16 protein-coding genes are annotated in these 20429 nt (G+C 70.4%); 10 read left to right on the plus strand and 6 right to left on the minus strand.

Going from position 1 to position 20429, the window contains the following annotated elements:
• Positions 1–99 precede the first annotated feature (99 nt).
• Positions 100–2436, minus strand: a complete 2337-nt coding sequence (locus tag J4H86_RS11190; RefSeq protein ID WP_236543435.1) for a tetratricopeptide repeat protein — start codon at positions 2434–2436, stop codon at positions 100–102.
• A 340-nt stretch (positions 2437–2776) separates the two neighbouring features.
• Between J4H86_RS11190 and J4H86_RS11195 the strand changes: the two genes are divergently transcribed.
• The 3 genes from J4H86_RS11195 to J4H86_RS11205 all read left to right on the plus strand — a co-directional run bounded on the left by J4H86_RS11195 (position 2777) and on the right by J4H86_RS11205 (position 4846).
• Positions 2777–3307: a DinB family protein gene (locus J4H86_RS11195; RefSeq protein WP_236543436.1), complete on the plus strand. Its 531-nt coding sequence runs from the start codon at positions 2777–2779 to the stop codon at positions 3305–3307.
• 291 nt (positions 3308–3598) lie between these two features.
• Positions 3599–4087 (plus strand): globin domain-containing protein, encoded by a 489-nt coding sequence (locus J4H86_RS11200; protein ID WP_394356479.1) that lies wholly within the window; start codon positions 3599–3601, stop codon positions 4085–4087.
• A gap of 99 nt (positions 4088–4186) precedes the next feature.
• Complete coding sequence (locus J4H86_RS11205) at positions 4187–4846, plus strand: pyridoxamine 5'-phosphate oxidase family protein (protein WP_236543438.1); 660 nt, start codon at positions 4187–4189, stop codon at positions 4844–4846.
• Between the two features lie 120 nt (positions 4847–4966).
• Here J4H86_RS11205 and J4H86_RS11210 read toward each other — a convergent pair whose 3' ends face one another.
• The 5 genes from J4H86_RS11210 to J4H86_RS11230 form a co-directional block, all read right to left on the minus strand.
• Positions 4967–6094 (minus strand): serine hydrolase domain-containing protein, encoded by a 1128-nt coding sequence (locus J4H86_RS11210; protein ID WP_236543439.1) that lies wholly within the window; start codon positions 6092–6094, stop codon positions 4967–4969.
• 82 nt (positions 6095–6176) lie between these two features.
• Positions 6177–6848, minus strand: coding sequence for a hypothetical protein (locus J4H86_RS11215; protein WP_236543440.1), 672 nt, complete (start codon positions 6846–6848; stop codon positions 6177–6179).
• Positions 6739–8076, minus strand: a complete 1338-nt coding sequence (locus J4H86_RS11220; protein ID WP_236543441.1) for a serine/threonine-protein kinase — start codon at positions 8074–8076, stop codon at positions 6739–6741. The genes J4H86_RS11215 and J4H86_RS11220 overlap by 110 nt, the downstream gene beginning before the upstream one ends.
• Positions 8077–8296: 220 nt before the next feature.
• Positions 8297–10708 (minus strand): HtaA domain-containing protein, encoded by a 2412-nt coding sequence (locus J4H86_RS11225; protein WP_236543442.1) that lies wholly within the window; start codon positions 10706–10708, stop codon positions 8297–8299.
• A gap of 57 nt (positions 10709–10765) precedes the next feature.
• On the minus strand, positions 10766–12085 hold the full coding sequence (locus J4H86_RS11230; RefSeq protein WP_236543443.1) for a cell wall protein: 1320 nt from the start codon (positions 12083–12085) through the stop codon (positions 10766–10768).
• Between the two features lie 220 nt (positions 12086–12305).
• Between J4H86_RS11230 and J4H86_RS11235 the strand changes: the two genes are divergently transcribed.
• From J4H86_RS11235 to J4H86_RS11265, 7 genes are all read left to right on the plus strand, one after another.
• Entirely contained in the window at positions 12306–13409 is a 1104-nt protein-coding gene (locus tag J4H86_RS11235) for a heme/hemin ABC transporter substrate-binding protein (protein ID WP_236543444.1), read from the plus strand.
• Positions 13406–14476 carry a FecCD family ABC transporter permease gene (locus J4H86_RS11240; RefSeq protein ID WP_394356480.1) on the plus strand — a complete coding sequence of 357 codons (1071 nt, stop codon included), beginning with the start codon at positions 13406–13408 and terminating at the stop codon, positions 14474–14476. Before J4H86_RS11235 ends, J4H86_RS11240 begins: the two co-directional genes overlap by 4 nt.
• Positions 14473–15360 (plus strand): heme ABC transporter ATP-binding protein, encoded by an 888-nt coding sequence (locus tag J4H86_RS11245; RefSeq protein WP_236543445.1) that lies wholly within the window; start codon positions 14473–14475, stop codon positions 15358–15360. Before J4H86_RS11240 ends, J4H86_RS11245 begins: the two co-directional genes overlap by 4 nt.
• 17 nt (positions 15361–15377) lie before the next feature.
• Complete coding sequence (locus J4H86_RS11250) at positions 15378–16115, plus strand: class E sortase (RefSeq protein WP_236543446.1); 738 nt, start codon at positions 15378–15380, stop codon at positions 16113–16115.
• Positions 16116–16119: 4 nt separating this feature from the next.
• A complete protein-coding gene (locus tag J4H86_RS11255) occupies positions 16120–16413 on the plus strand; it encodes a hypothetical protein (protein ID WP_236543447.1) in 294 nt (97 codons plus the stop codon).
• A 255-nt stretch (positions 16414–16668) separates the two neighbouring features.
• Entirely contained in the window at positions 16669–18390 is a 1722-nt protein-coding gene (locus tag J4H86_RS11260) for a DEAD/DEAH box helicase (protein WP_236543448.1), read from the plus strand.
• A 123-nt stretch (positions 18391–18513) separates the two neighbouring features.
• Positions 18514–19461, plus strand: coding sequence for a zinc metalloprotease (locus J4H86_RS11265; RefSeq protein WP_236543449.1), 948 nt, complete (start codon positions 18514–18516; stop codon positions 19459–19461).
• Positions 19462–20429 lie beyond the last annotated feature (968 nt).

The following is a 20429-nucleotide window of genomic DNA, read 5'->3' on the forward strand; positions in this document are numbered from 1 at the left end:
AGGGCCGGGACGGGCTGAGGCGGTTTCCGAGGCGCTCGGCCCCCGCGAACACACGCTGACCGGCCGCCGCTCCGTCGGATGTCGACGCCACCCGCGCGGTCACACGCTGTCAGGGTCGTCGAGTTCGCCCAGGCGACGGACCAAGCGGCGGCAGGGAATCGTCGCGTTGAGACGGGCGTAGAGGAGCAAGGAGGCGTGGAGGTCCTCACGCGCCGACGCGGCGTCGGCCGAATGGAGCGAACGGGCACGCTTCTCCAGGAGCTCGGCCGCGCGACGGAGGTGCCCGGCCTCCAGGTGGGTCTTCAGGGCGTTCTCCCAGTGCTGGTTGGCCGCCGCTGGGTCGCCCTCGGCCAGGGCGAGATCTCCCAGGGACGTGATCAGCCGGGCGAGATTCTGTGGGTCGTCGTGATCGAGGCGCCGCACCGCGTCGGCGACCCAGCGTGGAGGCCCACCGTCACGGTCGGCCACGATCCCGGCGGGACGGCCACGGTGGTCCAGATGTCCGACCGCCCACGCACAGAGCTCCAGCAGGCCACGCGCCGCGACGAGGTCGCCGTCGGCGAGAAACGCCCGTCCGAGCTTGTGGGTCAGGTTGAGGACGGCGCGCGGTCGCTGTCGCTCGGGCAGCTCAACGGCGACGGCGAGGGAAGCGGTGAAGAGCCGGATCGCGTCCGTGGTCTCCCCCGCGTCCAGGTGGACGTCGCCGCGCGCCTCCAAAGCGCTGTGCAGGACAAGGGGGACCTGAGGAGCTTGTTCGGCGAGTTCGATCGCGCGGTCCGCGTCGCCGCGCGCGGTGACGAGGTCCCGTTCGCGGCGCAGGGCGATGGAGCGCTGGAGCAGCAACTGGGCGCGCTCACTGGGGGTGAGCGCGCCGTTTTCGGCGGCGAGGATCAGCGCGTCGTGGGTGTCGACGATCTCGTCCATGAGTCCGCGCGGGAACCAATAGGCCCACAGGGCCGCGACGAGTCGGTAGGCGACACGGAGGTAGCGGGGGTGGACTTGGCGACCCAGGCGCACGGCGTCGTGTACGACCTGGCCGAGTCCCGCGCGCTGCTGGTCCAGGAAGGTTCCCGCCTGCCGCGCCGTGCCGAGGGATGGTGGAGCGACGGTTCCCGTGGGGTGGTCCGCTCCCGCCGCCTCCAGTGGCCTCCCCGGCAACAGGACGCCGTGGGCGGCGTGGGCGAGATCAAGGTAGTACGCGAACATGGTGTCGCGCGCGCCCGACCCACTGGCCTCACCTCGCAGACGCAGCGCGCGGTGCACTTCGTCTTGGCGGAACTGGTAGCCGGCGCCAGGGGACTGTGCGCCCTCTCCGACCTCGGGGGCCTCCAGCAGTCCGGACTCGACGAGGTCGGCCAGCCATACGTCGACCTGCGCGGAGGACGCTCCGGCCAGGCGACGGGCGAGTTCCTTGGTGAACGGCGTGTTCGGATGGACGGCCAGGTTTTGGGCGAAGTACTCGATCTCCTTGGGGCGACGGTTGAAGAAGGCGGCCAGGAGACGCTCGGCTTCATAGGAGATCGACGGCTTCGCTCCTTGGCCCGAGGGGGACTCGGGCGGCAGGGACGCCAGCTCCTCCGCGACCCGCGCGAGACCGGCCCCGTCCCCTTCCGTGTCCTCCCACCTCTGGATGAGCTTGCCGTAGGTCCTGAGGAGGTAGGGCAGCCGCCCCAATGCTTCGCACACGTGGCGAGCGAGGGCACGGTGCTTGGGCGTCGTCCATTCGGCTCCGGCCGCGTGGCCCAGCATGGCCACCGCGTCGTCGGGTTCCAGCGGGGGGATGTGCAGTTCGTGCGCCTCCAGGTGCCGGAGGCGGTCCTCGATGTCCTCCCCGGTCCCTGGAGCCCCGTCCGGGAGGTCGTCGGGTCGCACCATGTCGATGTCGGGAGCCGCCGCCGTCCTGTCGCCGGCCACGATGAGCACGCTCCCCTCCGTGCCGGGGACGAACGGCAGGACGTCCTTCAGGTCCCGCGCGTTGTCCACGAGGATCGCCACGGGTCCCCTGCGCTCGATCTCCTGGTGCAGCGCACGGATGGGGTCAGCTCGGGGCGGGAGGTCCCGTTGGGTGATGCCGAACTTCTCCAACACCTCCCACTGCGATCGCCGCCTGTCGGTTCGACCTCCGCGAACCCGCAGCAACCCGCCGGGGAACCGGGGGTCCGAACTTCGCTCTTCCTCTCGGATCTCGCGGAGACAGGCCAAGGCGACGGAGCTGGTTCCCACCCCTGGGTCACCGTGGATGGTCGTCCACGTGAGCACCGAGGTGCCGGCGTCGATCTGCTTGCGCAACGCCCGCATCGCGTCCCGTCGGTCGATCATCTCGGGCGCGGGATAGGTGTCGACCACGCGCGGTAGCGATACACCCGCCCCGATGTTGACATCGCCGTTGACCGACCCTGCGATCTGTAGCGCCGTGGTGATCCCGTCCCCGCTCATGCTCAGGCGCGTTCGCTCGCGGGCACAGTCGCACTCTGGGGCGTGGGAGCAACCGCATTCGGGCTCGCGCTCGGGGGGTCGTGCGGACATGGCGGGGGTCCTCACATCCGGCTCGGGGATGGCGGGGGCTACGCCGGCGTCACTCGCAGTGTAACGGCGTGTTCTCCGCGCGGACAGGTATTCGCGTCCGCGACGGTGCGGTGCCCCAGACCGGGACCCAGACCCCACGGCGACCCTCAATGATCCATGTGCACCGACACGCCCCGTCGAGGACTCGCCCTGTCCTCGATACTCCGTAAGTTGATCTCTGTTACCAGCGCGAACGAGACAGGAGCGGCGTGTGACCACCGAGAACCTCACCCACGAGACCGACCCCGAGCGGGAGACCCTGCTGGAGACCCTGGCGAAGCACCGCGGCTTCCTCAGGTACACGGTCGAGGGGCTCACCGACGAGCAAGCTGGGCTCCGGCCCACCGTCAGCGAACTGTGCCTCGGCGGGCTGATCAAGCACGTCGCCGCCACCGAGGAGGGCTGGATGCGGTTCGTCCTGGAAGGGCCGGAGAGCCAGAAGATGCCGGAGACGGAGGAGGAATGGGCGCAACGTGCCGCCGAGTTCTCCATGCTGGACTCCGACACCCTGCCGGCGATCCTGGAGCGCTACGCCGACGTCGCGGCGCGGACCGAGGAGGTCGTGCGCGGTCTGGACACCCTCGACGTCCAGCACCCCCTCCCCGAGGCCCCCTGGAACCCCCCGGGCGCGCGGTGGTCGGCGCGGCGGGTTCTCCTGCACGTGCTGGCCGAGACCGCGCAGCACGCCGGGCACGCCGATATCCTCCGCGAGTCGATCGACGGCCAGAAGACGATGGGCTGACCCGGCCCGTTGGTCGTCAGGCCTTCACCGTCATGGTCGATCCGTCATCATTTGGACGAATTTTCCATGATCATCTTCGCAGGCCACAACACACAGCACGCCTACGTGTCGGGTTTGTCGCCCTATGTCGATACTGCACGGATCGAATCGGGTGTCGTACGATCCCTCGGCGAGCACACGGTCCGCAGCTCGAACGCCGCTGTCCGTGACCCCCGCTCGCGATGTGCTGTGTTTCGTGTGCCGAAAGGCGAGGAGTATCGGTTGAGGCCCCGGAGTCTTTCCCACGTCTCAGTGCCCGACGAGACGACGATCGAGGCGGTTCGACAGTCCTGTGCGGGCATCCCCACGGGATCCCCCTTGCTGGCGGAGTCCTTCTACGCGCATCTGTTCGAGATGCGGCCGGAGCTGCGTTCCATGTTCGCTGCGGACCTCGGCCCGCAGGAACGCCGAATGGCGGATGCCCTGCTACAGGTCGTGCGTCATCTCGACCGCCCCGACGAACTGAGCGACTACCTCCGCCAGCTCGGCGCGCAACACCAGCGCAAGCTGGGCGTCGAGCCGGAGCACTATCCCCATATCGGGCGCGCCTTGGTACGCGCGGTCCGGGACATCTCGCCCACCTGGTCGACCTCGACGAGTTCGTCGTGGGTCACGGTCTACGAGTGGATCACGGCGGTGATGGTCGCGGGCGCGGAAGAGGGTGCGGAGCCCCAGCGCTCAGGGGTGGGCCGGGTCACCCACGGCACCGGTGGCACCCACCGCGAGCCGCCGCGACCCTGACCCCACCCCCGATCGTTGGTCCGGGCCGTGCCGTCCCCTCGCCGTCCCCGGCCGAGCGAACGCCGCACCGCCAGCCAGACACCCCACCGACGGAGACCCATGACCGAGGCCCACAGCTACGCCGGTGACGACGACATCTTCACGGGTGAACGTCGAATGCAGTCCCTGCACGGGACTCGGGACCGCGCCGACCGCTTCTATCGGGACCAGATGCTCGACCACCTGAATCCGCGGATGCGTGCGTTCATCGGTCGCCAGGAGATGATGTTCATCGCGACCGCGGACCGCCGTGGTGCGTGCGACTCCAGTTTCCGCGCGGGTCCGCCGGGTTTCGTCCACGTCCTGGACGCGTACACGCTGGCGTATCCGGAGTACCGCGGGAACGGAGTGCTCGCCAGCGTGGGCAACATCGCCGAGAATCCGCAGGTCGGCCTGCTGTTCCTCGACTTCGACCAGGAACGGATCGGGCTGCACGTCAACGGTTCGGCGATGACGACCGGTGACGCCGAACTGCGCCGCAGAACGCCCTCACTCCCTGTCCCCCAGGTTCCGGGACAGCGTGCGCTGCTGTGGATGGTCGTCCGGGTGGAGGAGGCCTACATCCACTGTCGCAAGCACGTTCCACACCTGCGCAAGGTCGACCGGGACGAGGCGTGGGGAACCGACGACACCCTGCGCAAGGGTGGGGACTACTTCGAGGCGCGGGGAACCAACACCGACTCGGTCCTCGCCTCAACGCCAACCGCGCGTCACGCGTGAGCGAGGTCCCCTGGCCTGAACACGCGCTTCCCGGGGCTGGAGTCACGCCCACGCTGGGCGCGCTTCAGCCCCGACGCGTCGCGGTCCCGGACCGGCGGCGGCCTTGGCTGCCAGGCGGCCTCATTCACTCGGAGGGGGGTCCTCGGCGTTGGCCAGACGGCGCATGACGCCGTCGGTGATGTCCTCCCCTGATTCACCGAGGTCCCAGGCGTCGGAGCGAGACGCGTTGGACACCCAGAAGACGAACGCGTCTCCGTCGCGTTGGCGGGAGATCCATCCGGAGGAGTAGTCGTTTCCGCCGTCGTGCCATAGGACGTCGGAGTCCTCCGAGTCGGCGCCCCAACCGTAGGCGTAGTACGTGGAGTCGGGCTCCTCTCGCACCGTGGGAAGGAACAGTTGTTCCTTGGCCTCGGTGTCCAGCACCGTGTCGCCCATCAGTGCGACGTGCCACCGGAACATGTCGTGAGCCGTGGACAACAGGCCGCCGTTGCCGTGGAGGTTCCAGTAGGGGCCGTCCTCGTCCCACGGCCGTTCGTACGGGCGCCCCTGAGCCTGCCCCTCTTCGTCGTACTCAACGGCGACCTGATCCTCGGACCAGTCGGGCAGCACGTAGCCGGTGTCCGTCATGCCGGCGGGCTCGAAGAGGTTCTCCGCCAGGTACTCCTCATAGGTCATACCGGACGCCTCCTCGATGATCAGGGCGAGAAGGCTGTAACCGACGTTGGAGTACTGGTAGGTGTCCCCAGGACTCTCCAATCGCTCCGCCGTGAACGCCCGCGCCACCAGCTCGTCTCGGGTCAGCGGTTCTTCGTCGCGCCCCAGGGACTCCGGTAGCCTGGATGTGTGCGTGAGGAGTTGATCGATGGTGATCTCGGCCTGGTCCGTGGGGACGGAGTCCAGGTGGTCGGTGATCGAATCGGAGACGCCGAGTTCGCCCTGTGACTGGAGCGCGAGGATGCCAGCCGCGGTGAACTGCTTGGTCATGGACATCGTGTCGTAGACGGTGTCGCAGGTGGCGTCGGTGGCCGCTTCGCGGTCGGCCTGTCCCCACGCGTGACACAGGATCTTCTCGTCGCCGATCGCGGCCACCAACGTGCCGCTGCTTCCGTCCGGTAGCTCCTCGTCCAAGAACGGTTGAATGGTTTCCGGCCCACCCACCGCGCACCCCAGAGGGACGAGCAGAACGAGAGCGGGCACGGCCAGCAGCGGAGGCCCATACCAACCACGTCCGAAGTTCTTCGCCGCCACGCCGTGCCGCCTTTCTTCGCACCGAGTATCGAGGGGTGACCAGACATCTCCGTCAAAGCACTCAGGTGAAGTAAGAACGGCGTCACCACTGGGCCTCGGTCAGGAGTTCGGGAAGGTCGGGATTGCTCCAGCGGTCGACGATCAGGATCTGCTCGTCGGGGACGTACCACACGTCCTGGGTGTAGGTGCTCTGCCCTCCGCCGTCCGCGCAGGGGAACTCGACCGTGTGGTGCTCGGCGTCGCGCCCACCCAGACTGACGGTCTCCACGGAGGATCCGCGCCCGGAGTCGACCAACTGGGCGGGGCACGGTTCGATCTCGGTTCCGGCGTGGAATCCCTGGTCCGGGTTGTACCACCCGAGCTCGATCGCCGCGGGGCCCAACACCGCGACGTGCGGACACGCGTCGACGTCCCCGCTCCACTCCCAGGAGGCCCCTTCCGCACAGCCCGGCCCGGTCTCGGGGACGAGCACCACCCAGTCGTCGGTGCCCGCGTCGCGCAGGTCGGCGGTGGTGAAGGAATCGGTCCGCGGGTAGACGCCCCAGGACTCCGGTACGGGAAGTGTCATGCCCCGATAGTCCGCGTCCTGGGTGGCGGCCTCGTCCGCGTCCTCGTCCTCATCGTTTCCGGAGTTCTCGCCGTTGTCAGTGTCCTCGCCATCGTCGGAGTCCTCGCCGGCCCCTTCCCCGTCCGGGTCGGGGGCCTCCTGCTCGGGGGCGGCCTCTCCCGGCTCCTCGGCGCCGTCGTCGGACACGAGAGCGTAGCCGCCGGTCGCCAGGGCCGGCGGCGACGATCGATCCGACTCCGATGGCGACCTTGGCACCGAGGGAGATCCCGGTGGCGGTGCCACCCGCGCCGGTCATGCCGCCGATCTGCCCACCGGCCGCGCCACCGGAGGCGGTGGCCGCGGGCGGACTCGCGGCCACCGGGCCTCCCTTCAGTGGTACTCCTCCTCGCATGAGCGCGGTGAGTCCGGCCGTCGCTCCCGCGGCCGCGACACCGGATCCGAGCGCGGCCCAGGCACGTGGATCGTGGCCGGCGGCGTCGAACCCGGTCCAGGCGCGCGCGAGCGTGGTCACGAGCCGGCCGCGCTCCTCCTGCGTGGCGGGAACGGTGTCGATCTCGTCCACGGAGAGCACCTCGACGGTGGGCGCGGCCATCCGCAGGCTCTCCCGGAAGCACTCGACCGCCGTGGGCCGGTCCACGGCGTCCCCCGACAGGGCGCGCTCGACGAGCTCGCGCAGGTCGTCGGGGACGCCGGTGAGGTCGTACTGCCCGGAGCGCACTCGACGCAGGACGTCCTGGGTCTCGCCGCGGCCGAACGGCGGTCGGCCGGTGGCCGCGAACGCGACCATCCCGCCCCAGGCGAACACGTCGCCCGCGGTGGAGGAGGGTTCTCCGGCGAGGCGTTCCGGTGGCAGGTATCCCGGAGTTCCGTGGACGCCCTGCTCCGGCGTGGACTCGGTGGCACCGCGCGCGATGCCGAAGTCCAGGATCTTCGGCCCGTCCGGGGACAGGATGACGTTGCCCGGCTTGATGTCGCGGTGGATCACGTCGGCGTCGTGGATGGCCCCGATGGCCTCCGCGGTTCCCGCGGCGAAGGCGTGCAGCGTCGGCCCGGCGAGGGGGCCGAACTCGCGCACGTGTTCGCTCAGGGTGTGGCCGGGAACGAATTCGGTCGCCATCCACGGCTGTTCCGCGTGGGGGTCGGCGCCGAGGAACGCGGGCACGCATTCCGCGTCGAGCCCACGCAGCAGGTCGACCTCACGCTCGAACCGTTCGCGGTATTCGGCTTGTTCGGCGAATTCCGGATGAATGACCTTGACCGCGACACACTGTCCGGTCCCGTCAAGCGCTCCGTACACCACACCCATTCCACCGGCACCCAGTCGGCCGATCACCTCGAAGGGACCGATCGTCCGCGGATCGGCTTCCTCCAGTTCGGCGAGTTCCTCCGGCAGGGGCGTGGGCTGGTCAACCATGACAGCGCCTCCCCACGCGAATCGTGTGTCCGTTATTGGGACGCGTCCCTGGGGTGTTTGGTTTCCTTCGCCGCGGCCTTGTACCACGCGCCGGGGTTCGTGATCGCCGTATTCGTCGCCCATGGGAAAGGCCCCCGCAGGGTGACCTGCGGGGGCCTTTCTCTACTGAGTGCAGAATTGGCCGGATGAGGCCACCATCAATGGCTTCATCCGGAATTGGTTACATTCCTGGGGTCGTTCCGATGCCTTTACGGCGGCGCACCATGAGGGCCGTTCCGGTGGCGGTGAGGGCCACGGCGGCGAGCACGATCGCGAGGATCCCGGGGCCGGTCTGGGGCAGGCCGCCTCCGCCGCCGGCTCCGTCGCCCGGACCCTGCTTGTCGTCACCGTCGCCCCACAGGTCCACGTCCTCCGACGTGGTCAGGGTGATGGTGACGGGGTCGAGCGCGTCGCCCTCCATGTAGAAGTGATCGAAGGCGGGCACGCCGTCGCTGGTCAACTCGGCGGGGATGTCCTCCCAGACGATGAGGTCGCCGTCGATGTCGGCGTCGCTGACCTCGAGGTCGGCGAGCGCGACGTCGGGGTAGTCGACGAGTTCACCCTCGATGAGTCCCCGGCTGGTGACGTCCGCGAAGAGGGTTCCGTCGGCACCGTCGAACTCGACGCGGGGGTCGCTCAGGGTGAGTTCCAGTTCGGGGCCGGACCCGTAGTCGTGGCCGTCGAACAGGACGGTCCCGCCGAACGAGAGGTCCGCCGTCGGCGGGGTGAGCGCGCCCTCGGTGTAGCGGAAGGCGAAGGTGCCGTCGTCGTTACGGCGGGCGTCGTCGGAGACGGAGATGCTGCCCTCGGCGATGTCGCCCTCGATGTAGGTGCGGAAGGACTCCTTCACGCCCCAGTCGATGCGGCCATCGACGATGTCCCCGGTCTCGGGGATCGGGTCTTCGTCCTCGTCACCGTTGCCGTTGCCGTCGCCGCCGGGCTGGGTCGTGGTGGCGAAGGAGAAGGGGTCCATCGGGTCCCCCTCGTCGTAGAAGTCCGCGAATCCCTCCACGGCCTCGGCGTGGAGGGAGCCCGCCTCGCTGTCGAAGGAGAAGGCGTCGTCGTCGAAGGTCGCGTCCACGCCGTCCAGTTCCGCGACGGCGACCGTGCCGAACTCGACCAAGTCGCCCGGCGGGATGGAGGGGTCGGCACCGTTGAACTCGCGGCTGGAGAGGTCGGCGTAGACGGTCGCGCCGTCCTCGTCACCCTCGACCCGCGGGTTGGCGACGTGGACCTCGAGCACGGGGCCGGATCCGTAGTCGTGGCCCTCGAAGGCCACCGAGCCGGAGAACTGGACCGAGAACTCACCGGAGTCGCTGTCGGCGGTACCGGACTCGACCGGCCAGGCGAAGGTGCCGTCGTCGTTCCGCGACGCCCCCTCCGACGGAGTGATCTCCCCGTCGGCGACCGGACTCCCGAGGTAGTTGCGGAAGGACTCCTTCACACCCCAGTCACCGGAACCGTCGACGATCTCGCGCTCGCCGCCCTCGTCGTCGGAGTCCTCGCCCTGAGCGAAGCTCACCGGCGTCGCGACGTCCTGGGACCGGTCGGTGATGGCGGTGTGGTCGTTGGCCACCAGTACGTAGCACTGGTCCTCCAGACAGTCCACGACCTCCTGGTCCTCGGCGCCGTCCTCGCCTTCCTCGTCGTCGCCGTCACCAAGCGTGTAGCTGCCGACGACCTCGATCTCGGCGGTGAACGTGCCGTCGTCGTCGATGGCGTCGGCGCGGATCCACGCCTGTGCCGCGCCGGGGGCCTGCCCCGACGGGGCCTCCCCTTCCTCGGGGAGGGTCGCGGTGAGCATGGCGTAGACGCCCTGGTCCGGGGCGAAGCCGGTGCCGGTCACCTCGACCGTCTCGCCCTCGGGGTCCAGGTCGGTGGACTTGGAGAGTTCCACGCTGGGGCCGTCCGGGTCGGTCTCCCCTCCTCCGTCGTCGGAGTCGAGGGACGCGGTGAACGCGAAGGGGTCCATGGCGTCCCCGGCGTCGTAGAACTCGGCGAAGCCGGCCACCGCCTCCTCGCGCAGGCTGCCGGACTCGGTGGTCACGGTCAGCGTGTCCTCGGCGACGGCGACGTCCACGCCGTCCAGGTCGGCGACGGCGACCGTTCCGTAGTCGACCATCTCGCCCGGTGGGATGTTCGGGTCGGCGCCGTGGAACTCGCGGCTGGAGAGGTCGGCGTAGACGGTGGCACCGTCCTCGTCGCCCTCGACCCGCGGGTTGGCGACGTGGACCTCGAGGACCGCGCCCTGGCCGTAATCGTGGCCCTCGAAGGCCACCGAGCCGGAGAACTGGACGGTGAACTCACCGGACTCCGCGTCGGCGGTACCGGAGTCGAGGGGCCAGGCGAAGGTGCCGTCGTCGTTCCGCGACGCGCCTTCGGACGGAGTGACCTCACCGTCGGCGATCGGGCCGCCGACGTAGTTGCGGAAGGACTCCTTCACGCCCCAGTCACCGGATCCCTCGAGGGCGGTGTCCGCGGACGCGGCGGGCGCGAACGTGAACAGCCCAGCGGCGGCGACGCTCGCCGCGGCGAAGCCGGCCAGGCCGACACGGCCGGCACGGCCGCGCCGAGAGGATTGCGGGGGTCTCATCTCTGCGTGTGCTCCTGTCAGTGCTGCGAGGGTAGGGGGTGGATTGGGCCGGCGGGGTCAGCGCGTGGTCGACCGGCGACGGGCGAGGCGCATGGTCGCGCCACCGGCGACGCAGGCCGCGGTGGCGACCGCGACGAGGCCGGCGAGCGCCGCGCCGGTCCGCGGCAGCGACCCCGACGAGCCGGACCCCGATGGACCCGCCCCTCCGTTCGCGCTGTTCGGGCCACCGCCGGCGTCGGAATCGTCCCCGGATCCGCCGGAACCTTCCGATCCACCCGAACCATCTTGACCGGCGAAGGTCACGGGCACGAATACGTCCTGGCCGCGGTCGCTTCCGCGTGTGTGGTCGTTGCGGGTCGCGACGGCGCACTCGGTGCCGGAGTCCAGGCAGTCGGTGAACTCGTCGGCGGCCTGGACGCGGAGTTGGACGGTGAAGCCGCCGTCGGTGCCGCTGCCGTCGTAGGGTTCCGCGAGTCCCTCACCGTAGGGCGGGGGGTTGGAGGAGATCCACACGGAGTGGCCGCCTTCGCCCTCCATGTCGACGCCGCCGAGGCAGGGGCTGGGCGGCTGGGAGGAGCTGGCGCCGGAGACGTCGCAGAGGGCGACGTAGATGCCCTTGCTGGTGTCGTAGCCGGATCCGGTGACGGTCACGGTCTCGCCGTCGGGGTCGAGATCCGAGGTCTTGGAGACGGAGAGTTCCTGCCCGCCGGACCCCTCCTCCTCACGCGGGGAGGCCGGGGCGTTGGCGGGGGACTCGGCGCCGGAGGAGTCGGCGGGCGGGTCGGAGTCGCCGGGCGCGGCTGGGCTCGCGGGGGCCGCGGCGGGCTGGGCCGCGGCGAACTGGAGGGGGAGCCGCGCCGGATCGGTCGGGACGCTCGCGGCGACCGTGTCCGCAGCCGGGTCTTCCTCGGCCGGGTCCTCGTCGGGCGACCACACGCGGAGTTCGAAGGGGTCCGTCTCGGGGTCGAAGCCGGCGTCGTGGGCGAAGTCGGTGGCGACGTCGAGGTCGGTGCTGAACACGCCCCGCGCGTCCACGTCGATGTCCACGGTGCGTTCCGCGTCGGGCGCTCCGTCGGGCGGGGGCGGACCGTCCTCGGGGATCTCGCCGTGCCCTTCCGGCAGTACCCAGAGCTGGACGCGGACGGTGGCGTGGGGCGTGTACCCGGTGCCGACGACGGTGACTTCGTCCCCGGTCGGGTCCAGGTCCTGGTCGCGGTCGACCGCGGTGAGGACCTCGCGGTCCGGCGTCGCGTCCGTTTCGGTGCGCGAGGTTTCGGGCGGCTCCGCCTCTCCCGTCGCGCCGTGGGCGGCGGGGGCCAGGAGGAAGACTCCGGCCGCCGCGATACCGGCCGTGGCGGTTCTGGCTAGGCGGCGCATGTGCCCTCCCGTCGTGCACGAGAGGTGAACGCACTGTTCAGAGGAATCACGGGGGCTCCGTTCCCGTCGGAGAACAGGGGTGGTCGGCGACCGGGAGGAACCGGCGCACCCGCTCGGACGGAAGGTCTGAATAGGTTAGGCTTACCAACGAGAATTAGGTTCACCTAAGTTGCGGCGGTAAGCCTAACCTAATTCCGGACAATACGGAAGTGACCCCCTCATGTCTCCTTCGCCCCGGAACGCGCGGCGCTCCGTCGCCGTCGCGCTCCTCCTCCCGGTGCTCGGACTGCTCGGTTGCGTTCCCACCGTGGAACCCGACGACGAATCCGGGACGGCCTCCTCGGACGTCCCCGAACTGGCGGAGAACCGCACCCAACCCCTCGACGAGACGGCGGACCCGGAGCTCCCGGTGACCGTCCCCTCCGTCGACCTCGACTCCGTGGCCAGTGGCGCCGACGCCGAGGAACTCACCTACGAGGACGTCGAGGTCACCGACACCAGCCGGATCCTCCCGCTCACCGGAATGATCGCCGAGGTGGTGTTCACGCTGGGGCTCGGCGACAACGTCGTCGGACGCGACGCGGCGGCGGACTTCGTCGAGGCGGAGGACCTCCCCGTCGTCAGTGAGGGACACGACGTCTCCCCCGAGAACGCCCTCGCCCAAGAACCGACCGTCATCCTGGCCGACACCTGGACCGGGCCGCCCGAGGCACTCGACCAGCTCCAGGCCTCGGGGATTCCGCTCGTGATCCTGGAGGAGGCCTGGACGTTCGACGACATGTACCCCCGGTTCGAACGCGTCGCGGAGGCGCTGGGGGTGCCCGAGCTCGGGACGCGGCTGGTGGAACGCACCCAGAGCCAGATGGAGGAGGTGGGCGAGAACGCCCCCACCGGGGACCCCCTCTCGGTGGCGTTCCTCTACCTCCGCGGCACCGCCGGCGTGTACCTGCTCGGCGGCCGGGGCTCCGGGGCGGACGCGCTGATCGAGGAGGTCGGCGCCGTGGACGCCGGTGTGGAGATCGGACTGGAGGAGCCCTTCACCCCGATCACCACCGAGGCGCTCATCTCGGCCCAACCCGACGTCCTCCTCGTGATGTCCAACGGCCTGGAGTCGGTCGGTGGCGTGGACGGCCTGGCCGAGATTCCCGGCATCGCCCAGACCCCCGCGGGTCAGGAGGGGCGCGTCATCGACATGCCCGACGGCGTGCTGCTGAACTACGGCCCTCGGACGCCCCAGGTCGTCGCGGCACTCGCCGAGGAGCTCTACGGCGCGGACGAGGACACCGACGGCGGCGACACCACCGGCGCGGAGGACGGCCAGTGACCCTGCGCGTCGCGGATCGCGCGTCCGAATCCCCCCAACGCCACCTCCGCGGACCCGCAGTCCTCACCACGCTGGCGGTCGGGCTGGTGGCGGTGGCCGTGGTCGCCTCGGGGTTAGGGGCCTACCCCGTCCCGCCCGCCGAGGTCCTCGGATCCATCCTGCACCGCGCCGGCCTGGATCTGGGCCCCCGACCAGACCAGGTCGCCGAGACCGTCCTGTGGGAGGTGCGGTTCCCCCGCGTCCTGCTCGCGTTGGGCGTGGGAGCCGCTCTGGGCTGCGCGGGGGCCATGATGCAGGGCATCTTCGGCAACCCGCTCGCCGAGCCCGGCGTCATCGGTATCTCCTCGGGCGCCGCCGTGGGCGCGATCCTCGTCATCTTCAGCGGGCTGTCCGTGCTGGGCTACTGGACCATCATCGCCTCGGGGTTCGTGTTCGGGCTGGCCACAACACTGTTCGTCTATCTCTTCGCCCGTTCCCAGGGACGCACCGAGGTCGTCACTCTCCTGCTCACCGGCATCGCCGTCAACGCGGTGGCGGGCGCGGCCATCGGGCTGATGATCAACTTTTCGCAGAGCGCCGAGATCCAGTCGATCACCTTCTGGCAGCTCGGCAGCGTCGGCGCCGCGAACTGGCCCAAGGTCTGGGCGCTGCTGCCGTGCCTCGCCCTGGGCTTCCTCGCCGTCCCGATCTACGCGCGACGACTAGATCTGTTGGCGCTCGGCGAGGGGTCGGCCCGACACCTCGGCGTCAACGTCGAACGGATGCGGTTGTGGCTCATCGTCGCCCTCGCATTGCTGACCTCGGCGGCGGTGGCGTTCGCCGGCATCGTGAGCTTCGTCGGCCTCGTCGTCCCCCACATCGTCCGCATGCTGGCCGGCCCCGGCCACCGGGTGCTGCTGCCGGCCAGCGTCCTCGGCGGTGCGTTGCTCGTGGCCGCCGACCTCGCCGCGCGCACGGTCGCGGCCCCGGCGGAGATCCCGCTCGGGGTCGTCACCGCCCTCATCGGCGGCCCCTTCTTCTTCTGGCTACTGCGCCGGGCCCGTGGACGTCAGGGAGGGTGGGCGTGAGAACACTGTCACGGATGGCGCGCGAGGCGCTCAGCCGCGCCGGGCTCCGCTTCGCCGGCCCACCCCCCGCCACCACGCCCGGCGAGACGGTGCTGAGCGCCCACGGCGTCACGGTCCGCTACGGGTCACACACCGTGCTCGACGACGTGGACATCGACATCACCGCCGGCGAGCTCGTCTGCCTGGTGGGGCCGAACGGCGCGGGCAAGAGCACACTGCTCTCAGTGCTCAGCGGCGACACCGGCCGATCGGCGCGGGGCGGCGCCGTACTCCTGCACGGTCGGCCGATCCAGGAGTTCACGGCCGCGGAACTCGCGCTGCGCCGCTCCGTTCTGTCGCAGGACCACGCGGTCAGTTTCCCGTTCCCGGTGGGCGAGATCGTCGCCATGGGGAGGGCCCCCTGGGCTGGGCTCCGCTCCCCAGAGGAGGACGAGTCGATCGTCGCCCGGGCGATGGAAGCGACGGATATCACACACCTCGCGCACCGCCGCTTCCCGACCCTGTCGGGTGGCGAACGGGCGCGGGTCGCGCTGGCTCGGGTCATCGCCCAGGAAGCCCCGGTGACGCTGTGGGACGAGCCGACCGCGGCCCTGGACATCCGACACCAGGAGATGGTGCTGCGCATGGCCCGCGAGCACACGCGGCGGGGGGACGCCGTGGTCGTGGTTCTCCACGATCTGGATCTGGCTGCTGCCTATGCGGACAGAGTCGCGATAGTCTCCGATGCGAGGATCGCCGCGTTCGGCGCTCCGGAGAAGGTCTTTACGGCACCGTTACTCGGCCGGGTGTATCAACAGGACGTCGAAATCGTGTCCCACCCCCGCACCGGTATTCCGCTGGTTCAGCCAGTCCGGGAGGGGGTAACCCCGCCGGGGATCACGTAACTCCACGGGTAGGTGAGATGACCTCAACAGCCGATCGGTACGTGGGTCGCCGACGGTACGGGGGAGACGGCCGATACGGCTCCCCCCGCGAGCCACGCACCGGGGGCGACTACGTCCGCGGTGCGGTCCGCGTCTTCGGTGAGCTGCTGTTCACCGCGGGCGTGATCATGCTGCTGTTCGCCGGGTACCAGGTCTACGGCAAGCAGTTCGCGACCAACGCCGAACAGGACCGGCTCGTCCAGGCGATGAACGACGGCTTCGAGGGCGACGTCGAGGCCGAGCCGCTGCCCGGTGAGGCCCACAGCCGCATGTACCTGCCGACTCTCGGCATGGACTGGGTCGTCGTCAACGGCGTCACCCAGGCCGACATCGAGTACGGCCCCGGACACTATCCCGGTACCGCGAACCCCGGCGAGATCGGCAACTACGCGATCGCCGGCCACCGCGTGCCCGCTGTCTTCTGGGACGCGGACCTGCTGAACGACGGCGACGAGATCGTGCTCGAGGGCGCCGACGCGTTCTACAGCTACGAGGTCGTGGAGAGTCTGACCGTCACCCCCGACCAGGTCCAGGTGGTGGATCCCAACCCCTACGACCCCGGTGCCGAGCCCGACCGCGCGCTGCTCACCATCACGACGTGCGCGCCGAAGCTGAGTAACTCCCACCGGCTCGTCGTCCACGCGGAACTCGTCAGCGAACACGACAAGGAGGACGGCGTGCCCGCCTCCATCCAGGACATGGTCGGGGAGGCCTGATCGTATGTTCTCCCTTCTGTGGCGGATCCTTCCCGGACCCGCGTTCGTCAAGTTCGTCCTCATGCTGGGGATCATCGGTGCCGCCGGCTACGGCCTGTGGTTCCACGCCTTCCCCTGGGTCGACCCCTACCTCCCCTTCAACGACGTCACCGTCGAGGCCGAGGGCGGCGGCGTCCCCGACGAGACCGTCCCCGAGGGCGAGGACGCGCCGGTGATGGGCGAGGACGGTGAGGGCGGTGACGAGGAGGGCATCGTCGGCGTCGACATCCCCATCGGCGACGAGACACCCGAGGAGTGACCCGGCGGCGGGGTCCTGACGGCTCCGCCCTGGCGCCCCGCCGACACGCCCCTGACCACGGTGCTTGGGTGGGGTGGCGGCGCGCCGGCCCGCTTCCCAGTACCGTGTCACCCACCCCATGTCACCGATGACGTGACCTCGGCGTGCCCTGTGCCGATGTGGCACACCCGACGGGCCCGAACCGCGTCCAGCCCCGTCCCGACGCCGGTGGTCGGTTAATCTCGGTGTCGTGCGTATGTCAGGAGCCCCGCCACGATGACGATCACCGACCCCGCGACACGGGCGGACGTGAGCGGGCTGCGGGAATGGCAGCGCGAGGCCTTCACCTCCTACTTCGACCGCGAGCCCCGCGACTTCCTCGCCGTCGCCACTCCCGGAGCCGGAAAGACCACCTTCGCCCTCACCATCGCCGCCGAGCTGCTCGCGCGCCGCACGATCCGGTCCATCACCATCGTGTGCCCCACCGAGCACCTCAAGAAGCAGTGGGCGGACGCCGCCGCGCGCTTCCGACTCGCGATCGACCCGGAGTTCAAGAACGGTCAGGGGGCGTTGGGCAGCCACTTCATCGGCGCCGCCGTCACCTACGCCCAGGTCGCCGCGCAGCCGATGCTGCACCGCAACCGGACCGAGGCCCGCCGCACTCTGGTGATCTTCGACGAGGTGCACCACGCCGGCGACGCGCTGTCCTGGGGTGAGGCGGTGCGGGAGGCCTTCGACCCGGCCGCGCGCCGTCTGTCGCTCACCGGCACCCCCTTCCGTTCCGACGTGAACCCGATCCCGTTCGTCGACTACGTCGCCGACCGGAACGGGGTGCGTCGATGCGCCTGGGACTACAGCTACGGCTACTCCCCCGCGCTCGCCGACGGCGTGGTTCGGCCGGTCATCTTCCTCGCCTACTCAGGCGAGATGCGGTGGCGAACCCGGGCTGGTGACGAGCTCGCCGCCCGACTCGGTGAGCCGCTCACCCAGGACGCGCTCGCCCAGGCCTGGAAGGCGGCGCTCGACCCCAAGGGCGACTGGATCAAGCGGGTGCTCGCCGCCGCGGACCGCCGACTCAGCGAGGTCCGGGTCACGAGCCCCGACGCCGGGGGCCTCGTCATCGCCTCCGACCACGAGAACGCCCGCGCCTACGCGCGGATCCTGCGCCAGATCACGGGGCACGGCGCGACCGTCGTGCTGTCCGACGACCCGAGCGCGAGCAAGAAGATCAAGCGGTTCGCCGAGTCCGAGGAACGCTGGATGGTGGCGGTCCGGATGGTGTCGGAGGGTGTGGACGTGCCGCGCCTGATGGTGGGGGTCTACGCGACGTCCACCAGCACCGCGCTGTTCTTCGCCCAGGCGGTCGGCCGGTTCGTGCGGGTGCGGCGCCGTGGCGAGATGGCGTCGGTGTTCCTGCCGTCGGTGCCGACCCTGCTGGAGTACGCGGGCGAACTCGAACGGGAGCGGGACCACGTCCTGGACCGGTCCCCCGCCGAGGACGGCCTGGACGACGAGGCGTTGGACGAGGCGAAGAAGCGCCGCGACACCCCGGACGCGGGCGACGAGATCCCCTTCGAGACGATGGAGGCCTCCGCCGAGTTCGACCGGGTGCTCTACGACGGCGGCGAGTTCGGGGGCGGGGCACCGGGGTCGCCGGAGGAGGAGGACTTCCTCGGACTCCCAGGGCTGTTGGAGCCCGAACAGGTCTCCCAACTCCTGCGCAAACGTAAAGCCGAGGAGGCGGCGGAACGACGCCGTGGGGCGGCCGAGGAGTCAACCGCCGACCGCCGCGCCGAACACGAGATCGTCGCCGAGTTGCGCAAGGAGCTCAACGCGCTGGTGGGGGCGTGGCACCACCGCACCAACCAACCGCACGGGATGATCCACACCGAGCTGCGCCGTTCCTGCGGTGGCCCTCCGGTGGCCCAGGCCAGCGCCGACCAGTTGCGGGAACGGATCACGGCCCTGCGCCGCTGGGCGACCTCCCGCAGTAGCTGAGCACGCCGCGATACACGACGCCCGTGCGCCGGGTATCGCGCGGACCACGCCACGGCAAACACTTCGCCATGCCACGCGTGCCCGTGTCGTCCGTAGTGTCTGATATGCATACGGTCGCCCCATATGTGCATCGCGACGATCGGTCACGGCGGGCGCCTGACGTCCGCTCTGGCCGCCCTGGCGATCAGCACGGCGGGAACCCTCTTCCTGGCCGTGGCGGACAACGAACCGGCCGGAGGTGACCCGCCCGCGCGGGTGTGTGGCAGCGGCACGGTCGAGGACGGCCGGGGACAGATTCCCCGCGTCCCCGATCCACACGCGATCACCCCGGAGGAGGCCGCCGAGCTCGACGAACAGCTCCGGCGCGACGCCCCCGACCGGGTGGCCCAGGGGGCGCGCGAGGTGACCATCCCCGTCGTGTTCCACGTGATCTCCGGCTCCGACGGGACCGGTGCCCACTCCGACGCCTCCGTCGACGACCAGGTCGAGGTCCTGAATCAGGCCTTCGCGGGCGAACTCGGGGGACACGACACCGGTTTCCGCTTCACGCTCCGCGACACCACCCGCACCGCGGACGACGACGCCTTCCACGACTTCCCGACCCACGAGGAACGACTGAAGTCCGACCTCCGCCAGGGCGGGGCCGACGTCCTCAACATCTACAGCGTTGACCTCGGCGAGGGGATCCTGGGCCGGTCCACGTTCCCCCAGCGGGTTGGCGAGAACCTCGCCGACGACGGGCTGGTGGTGGACTACCGCACCCTCCCCGACGGGGGACGCACCGACTTCGACCTGGGCCACACCGTCGTCCACGAGACCGGCCACTGGCTCGCCCTGTTCCACACCTTCCAGAACGGCTGCTCCGCCCCGGGAGACTACGTGGACGACACCCCCTACGAACGCGAGGCCGCCAAGGGATGCCCCGTCGGCCGCGACACCTGCCCCCACCGGGCCGGCGAGGACCCGGTCACCAACTTCATGAACTACTCCGACGACGCCTGCATGCGCGAGTTCACCGCCGGCCAGTCCGACCGCATGTGGCGCGCCTGGCTCGCCTACCGCGCCCCATAGACGTGAGGTGTGGTGGTGTGTCCGTGGGGGTCGCGGGTGCGCGTCGACCCGGGCGGCGCGCGGTCCCGGCCGACGGCTGGAGTCCGTCAGATCACGCAGGGTCCGCCCCGACGCGCGGGGATGAGCGTGGATGCTCCCCGGTGCGTCGCCGCGTGAGGGGCGCGGTGTGTCCGCTCTGGGGGGGGCCGGCCGGGGTCGCACCGCGCACTCATCGTGACTCCGGTGAAGGGAAGACGGTCTCAGGCTCCCGCTCGCGGTCACCTGTCGCGGAGAGCGATCCGGGGCCACACCCCCGGGACCACACGGGTGAGCAAGGTTCCCGATGCCCCGCCCGCTGATGCGAGGCGGAAAGCGTGTCCCTTGGGGGGCCGGGGGAAGGGTGCGCGGGCACCCACCCAGGGAAAGGCGCGCCGTGCCCGCCAGGGCCCGTGGGCACGCGGAGACCGCCCTTCCGGAGGCGCGACGCCGTGCGGGAGATGGGACCTGTCAGACATGTTCGGACGGCGACGGATCAGGCCCAGCAGAACAGGGCCCCTCCGACCTCGACCATCAGCGATCCGCGTGGACGCTCCCCGCGAAGCTACGGGCCCACGTCCGAACGTGCGGGTCCCTATCGCCCAGGCGTCGCCGCGCGAACGGCCGAGGCCACCGCCCGAGCGGAACGCGCCAGCCAGAAGGCACAACACGCGAAGCGTGTCCGTTCGGGGGGCGGGGGACCCGGCTGGGGTGGTACCACACACCATCGTGCCGGCGGGAAAGGCGGTCTCGGGCTCCCGCTTACGGTCACCCGTCGTGGAGGGCGCCCCGGGCACGCCCCAGAGCCCCACGGGCGAGTGAAGATCCCGACGCCACGCCCGCTGGTACGAGGCGGAAGGCGTGTCCCTTGTGGGGAGTGGGGGCCGAGGGCGCGTGGGCACCCGAACCCGAGGACCCAGAGAAAGGCGCGCCATGCCCGCCAGGGCCCGTGG

Source organism: Spiractinospora alimapuensis (genome assembly GCF_018437505.1).
Lineage (GTDB): Bacteria > Actinomycetota > Actinomycetes > Streptosporangiales > Streptosporangiaceae > Spiractinospora > Spiractinospora alimapuensis.

Coding starts and splice junctions, on each gene's coding strand:
- J4H86_RS11265 (WP_236543449.1), top strand. CDS start 18,514: ATGTGCATCGCGACGATCGGTCACGGCGGGCGCCTGACGTCCGCTCTG.
- J4H86_RS11230 (WP_236543443.1), bottom strand. CDS start 12,085: ATGCGCCGCCTAGCCAGAACCGCCACGGCCGGTATCGCGGCGGCCGGA.
- J4H86_RS11255 (WP_236543447.1), top strand. CDS start 16,120: ATGTTCTCCCTTCTGTGGCGGATCCTTCCCGGACCCGCGTTCGTCAAG.
- J4H86_RS11220 (WP_236543441.1), bottom strand. CDS start 8,076: ATGGTTGACCAGCCCACGCCCCTGCCGGAGGAACTCGCCGAACTGGAG.
- J4H86_RS11190 (WP_236543435.1), bottom strand. CDS start 2,436: ATGAGCGGGGACGGGATCACCACGGCGCTACAGATCGCAGGGTCGGTC.
- J4H86_RS11235 (WP_236543444.1), top strand. CDS start 12,306: ATGTCTCCTTCGCCCCGGAACGCGCGGCGCTCCGTCGCCGTCGCGCTC.
- J4H86_RS11250 (WP_236543446.1), top strand. CDS start 15,378: ATGACCTCAACAGCCGATCGGTACGTGGGTCGCCGACGGTACGGGGGA.
- J4H86_RS11225 (WP_236543442.1), bottom strand. CDS start 10,708: ATGAGACCCCCGCAATCCTCTCGGCGCGGCCGTGCCGGCCGTGTCGGC.
- J4H86_RS11260 (WP_236543448.1), top strand. CDS start 16,669: ATGACGATCACCGACCCCGCGACACGGGCGGACGTGAGCGGGCTGCGG.
- J4H86_RS11205 (WP_236543438.1), top strand. CDS start 4,187: ATGACCGAGGCCCACAGCTACGCCGGTGACGACGACATCTTCACGGGT.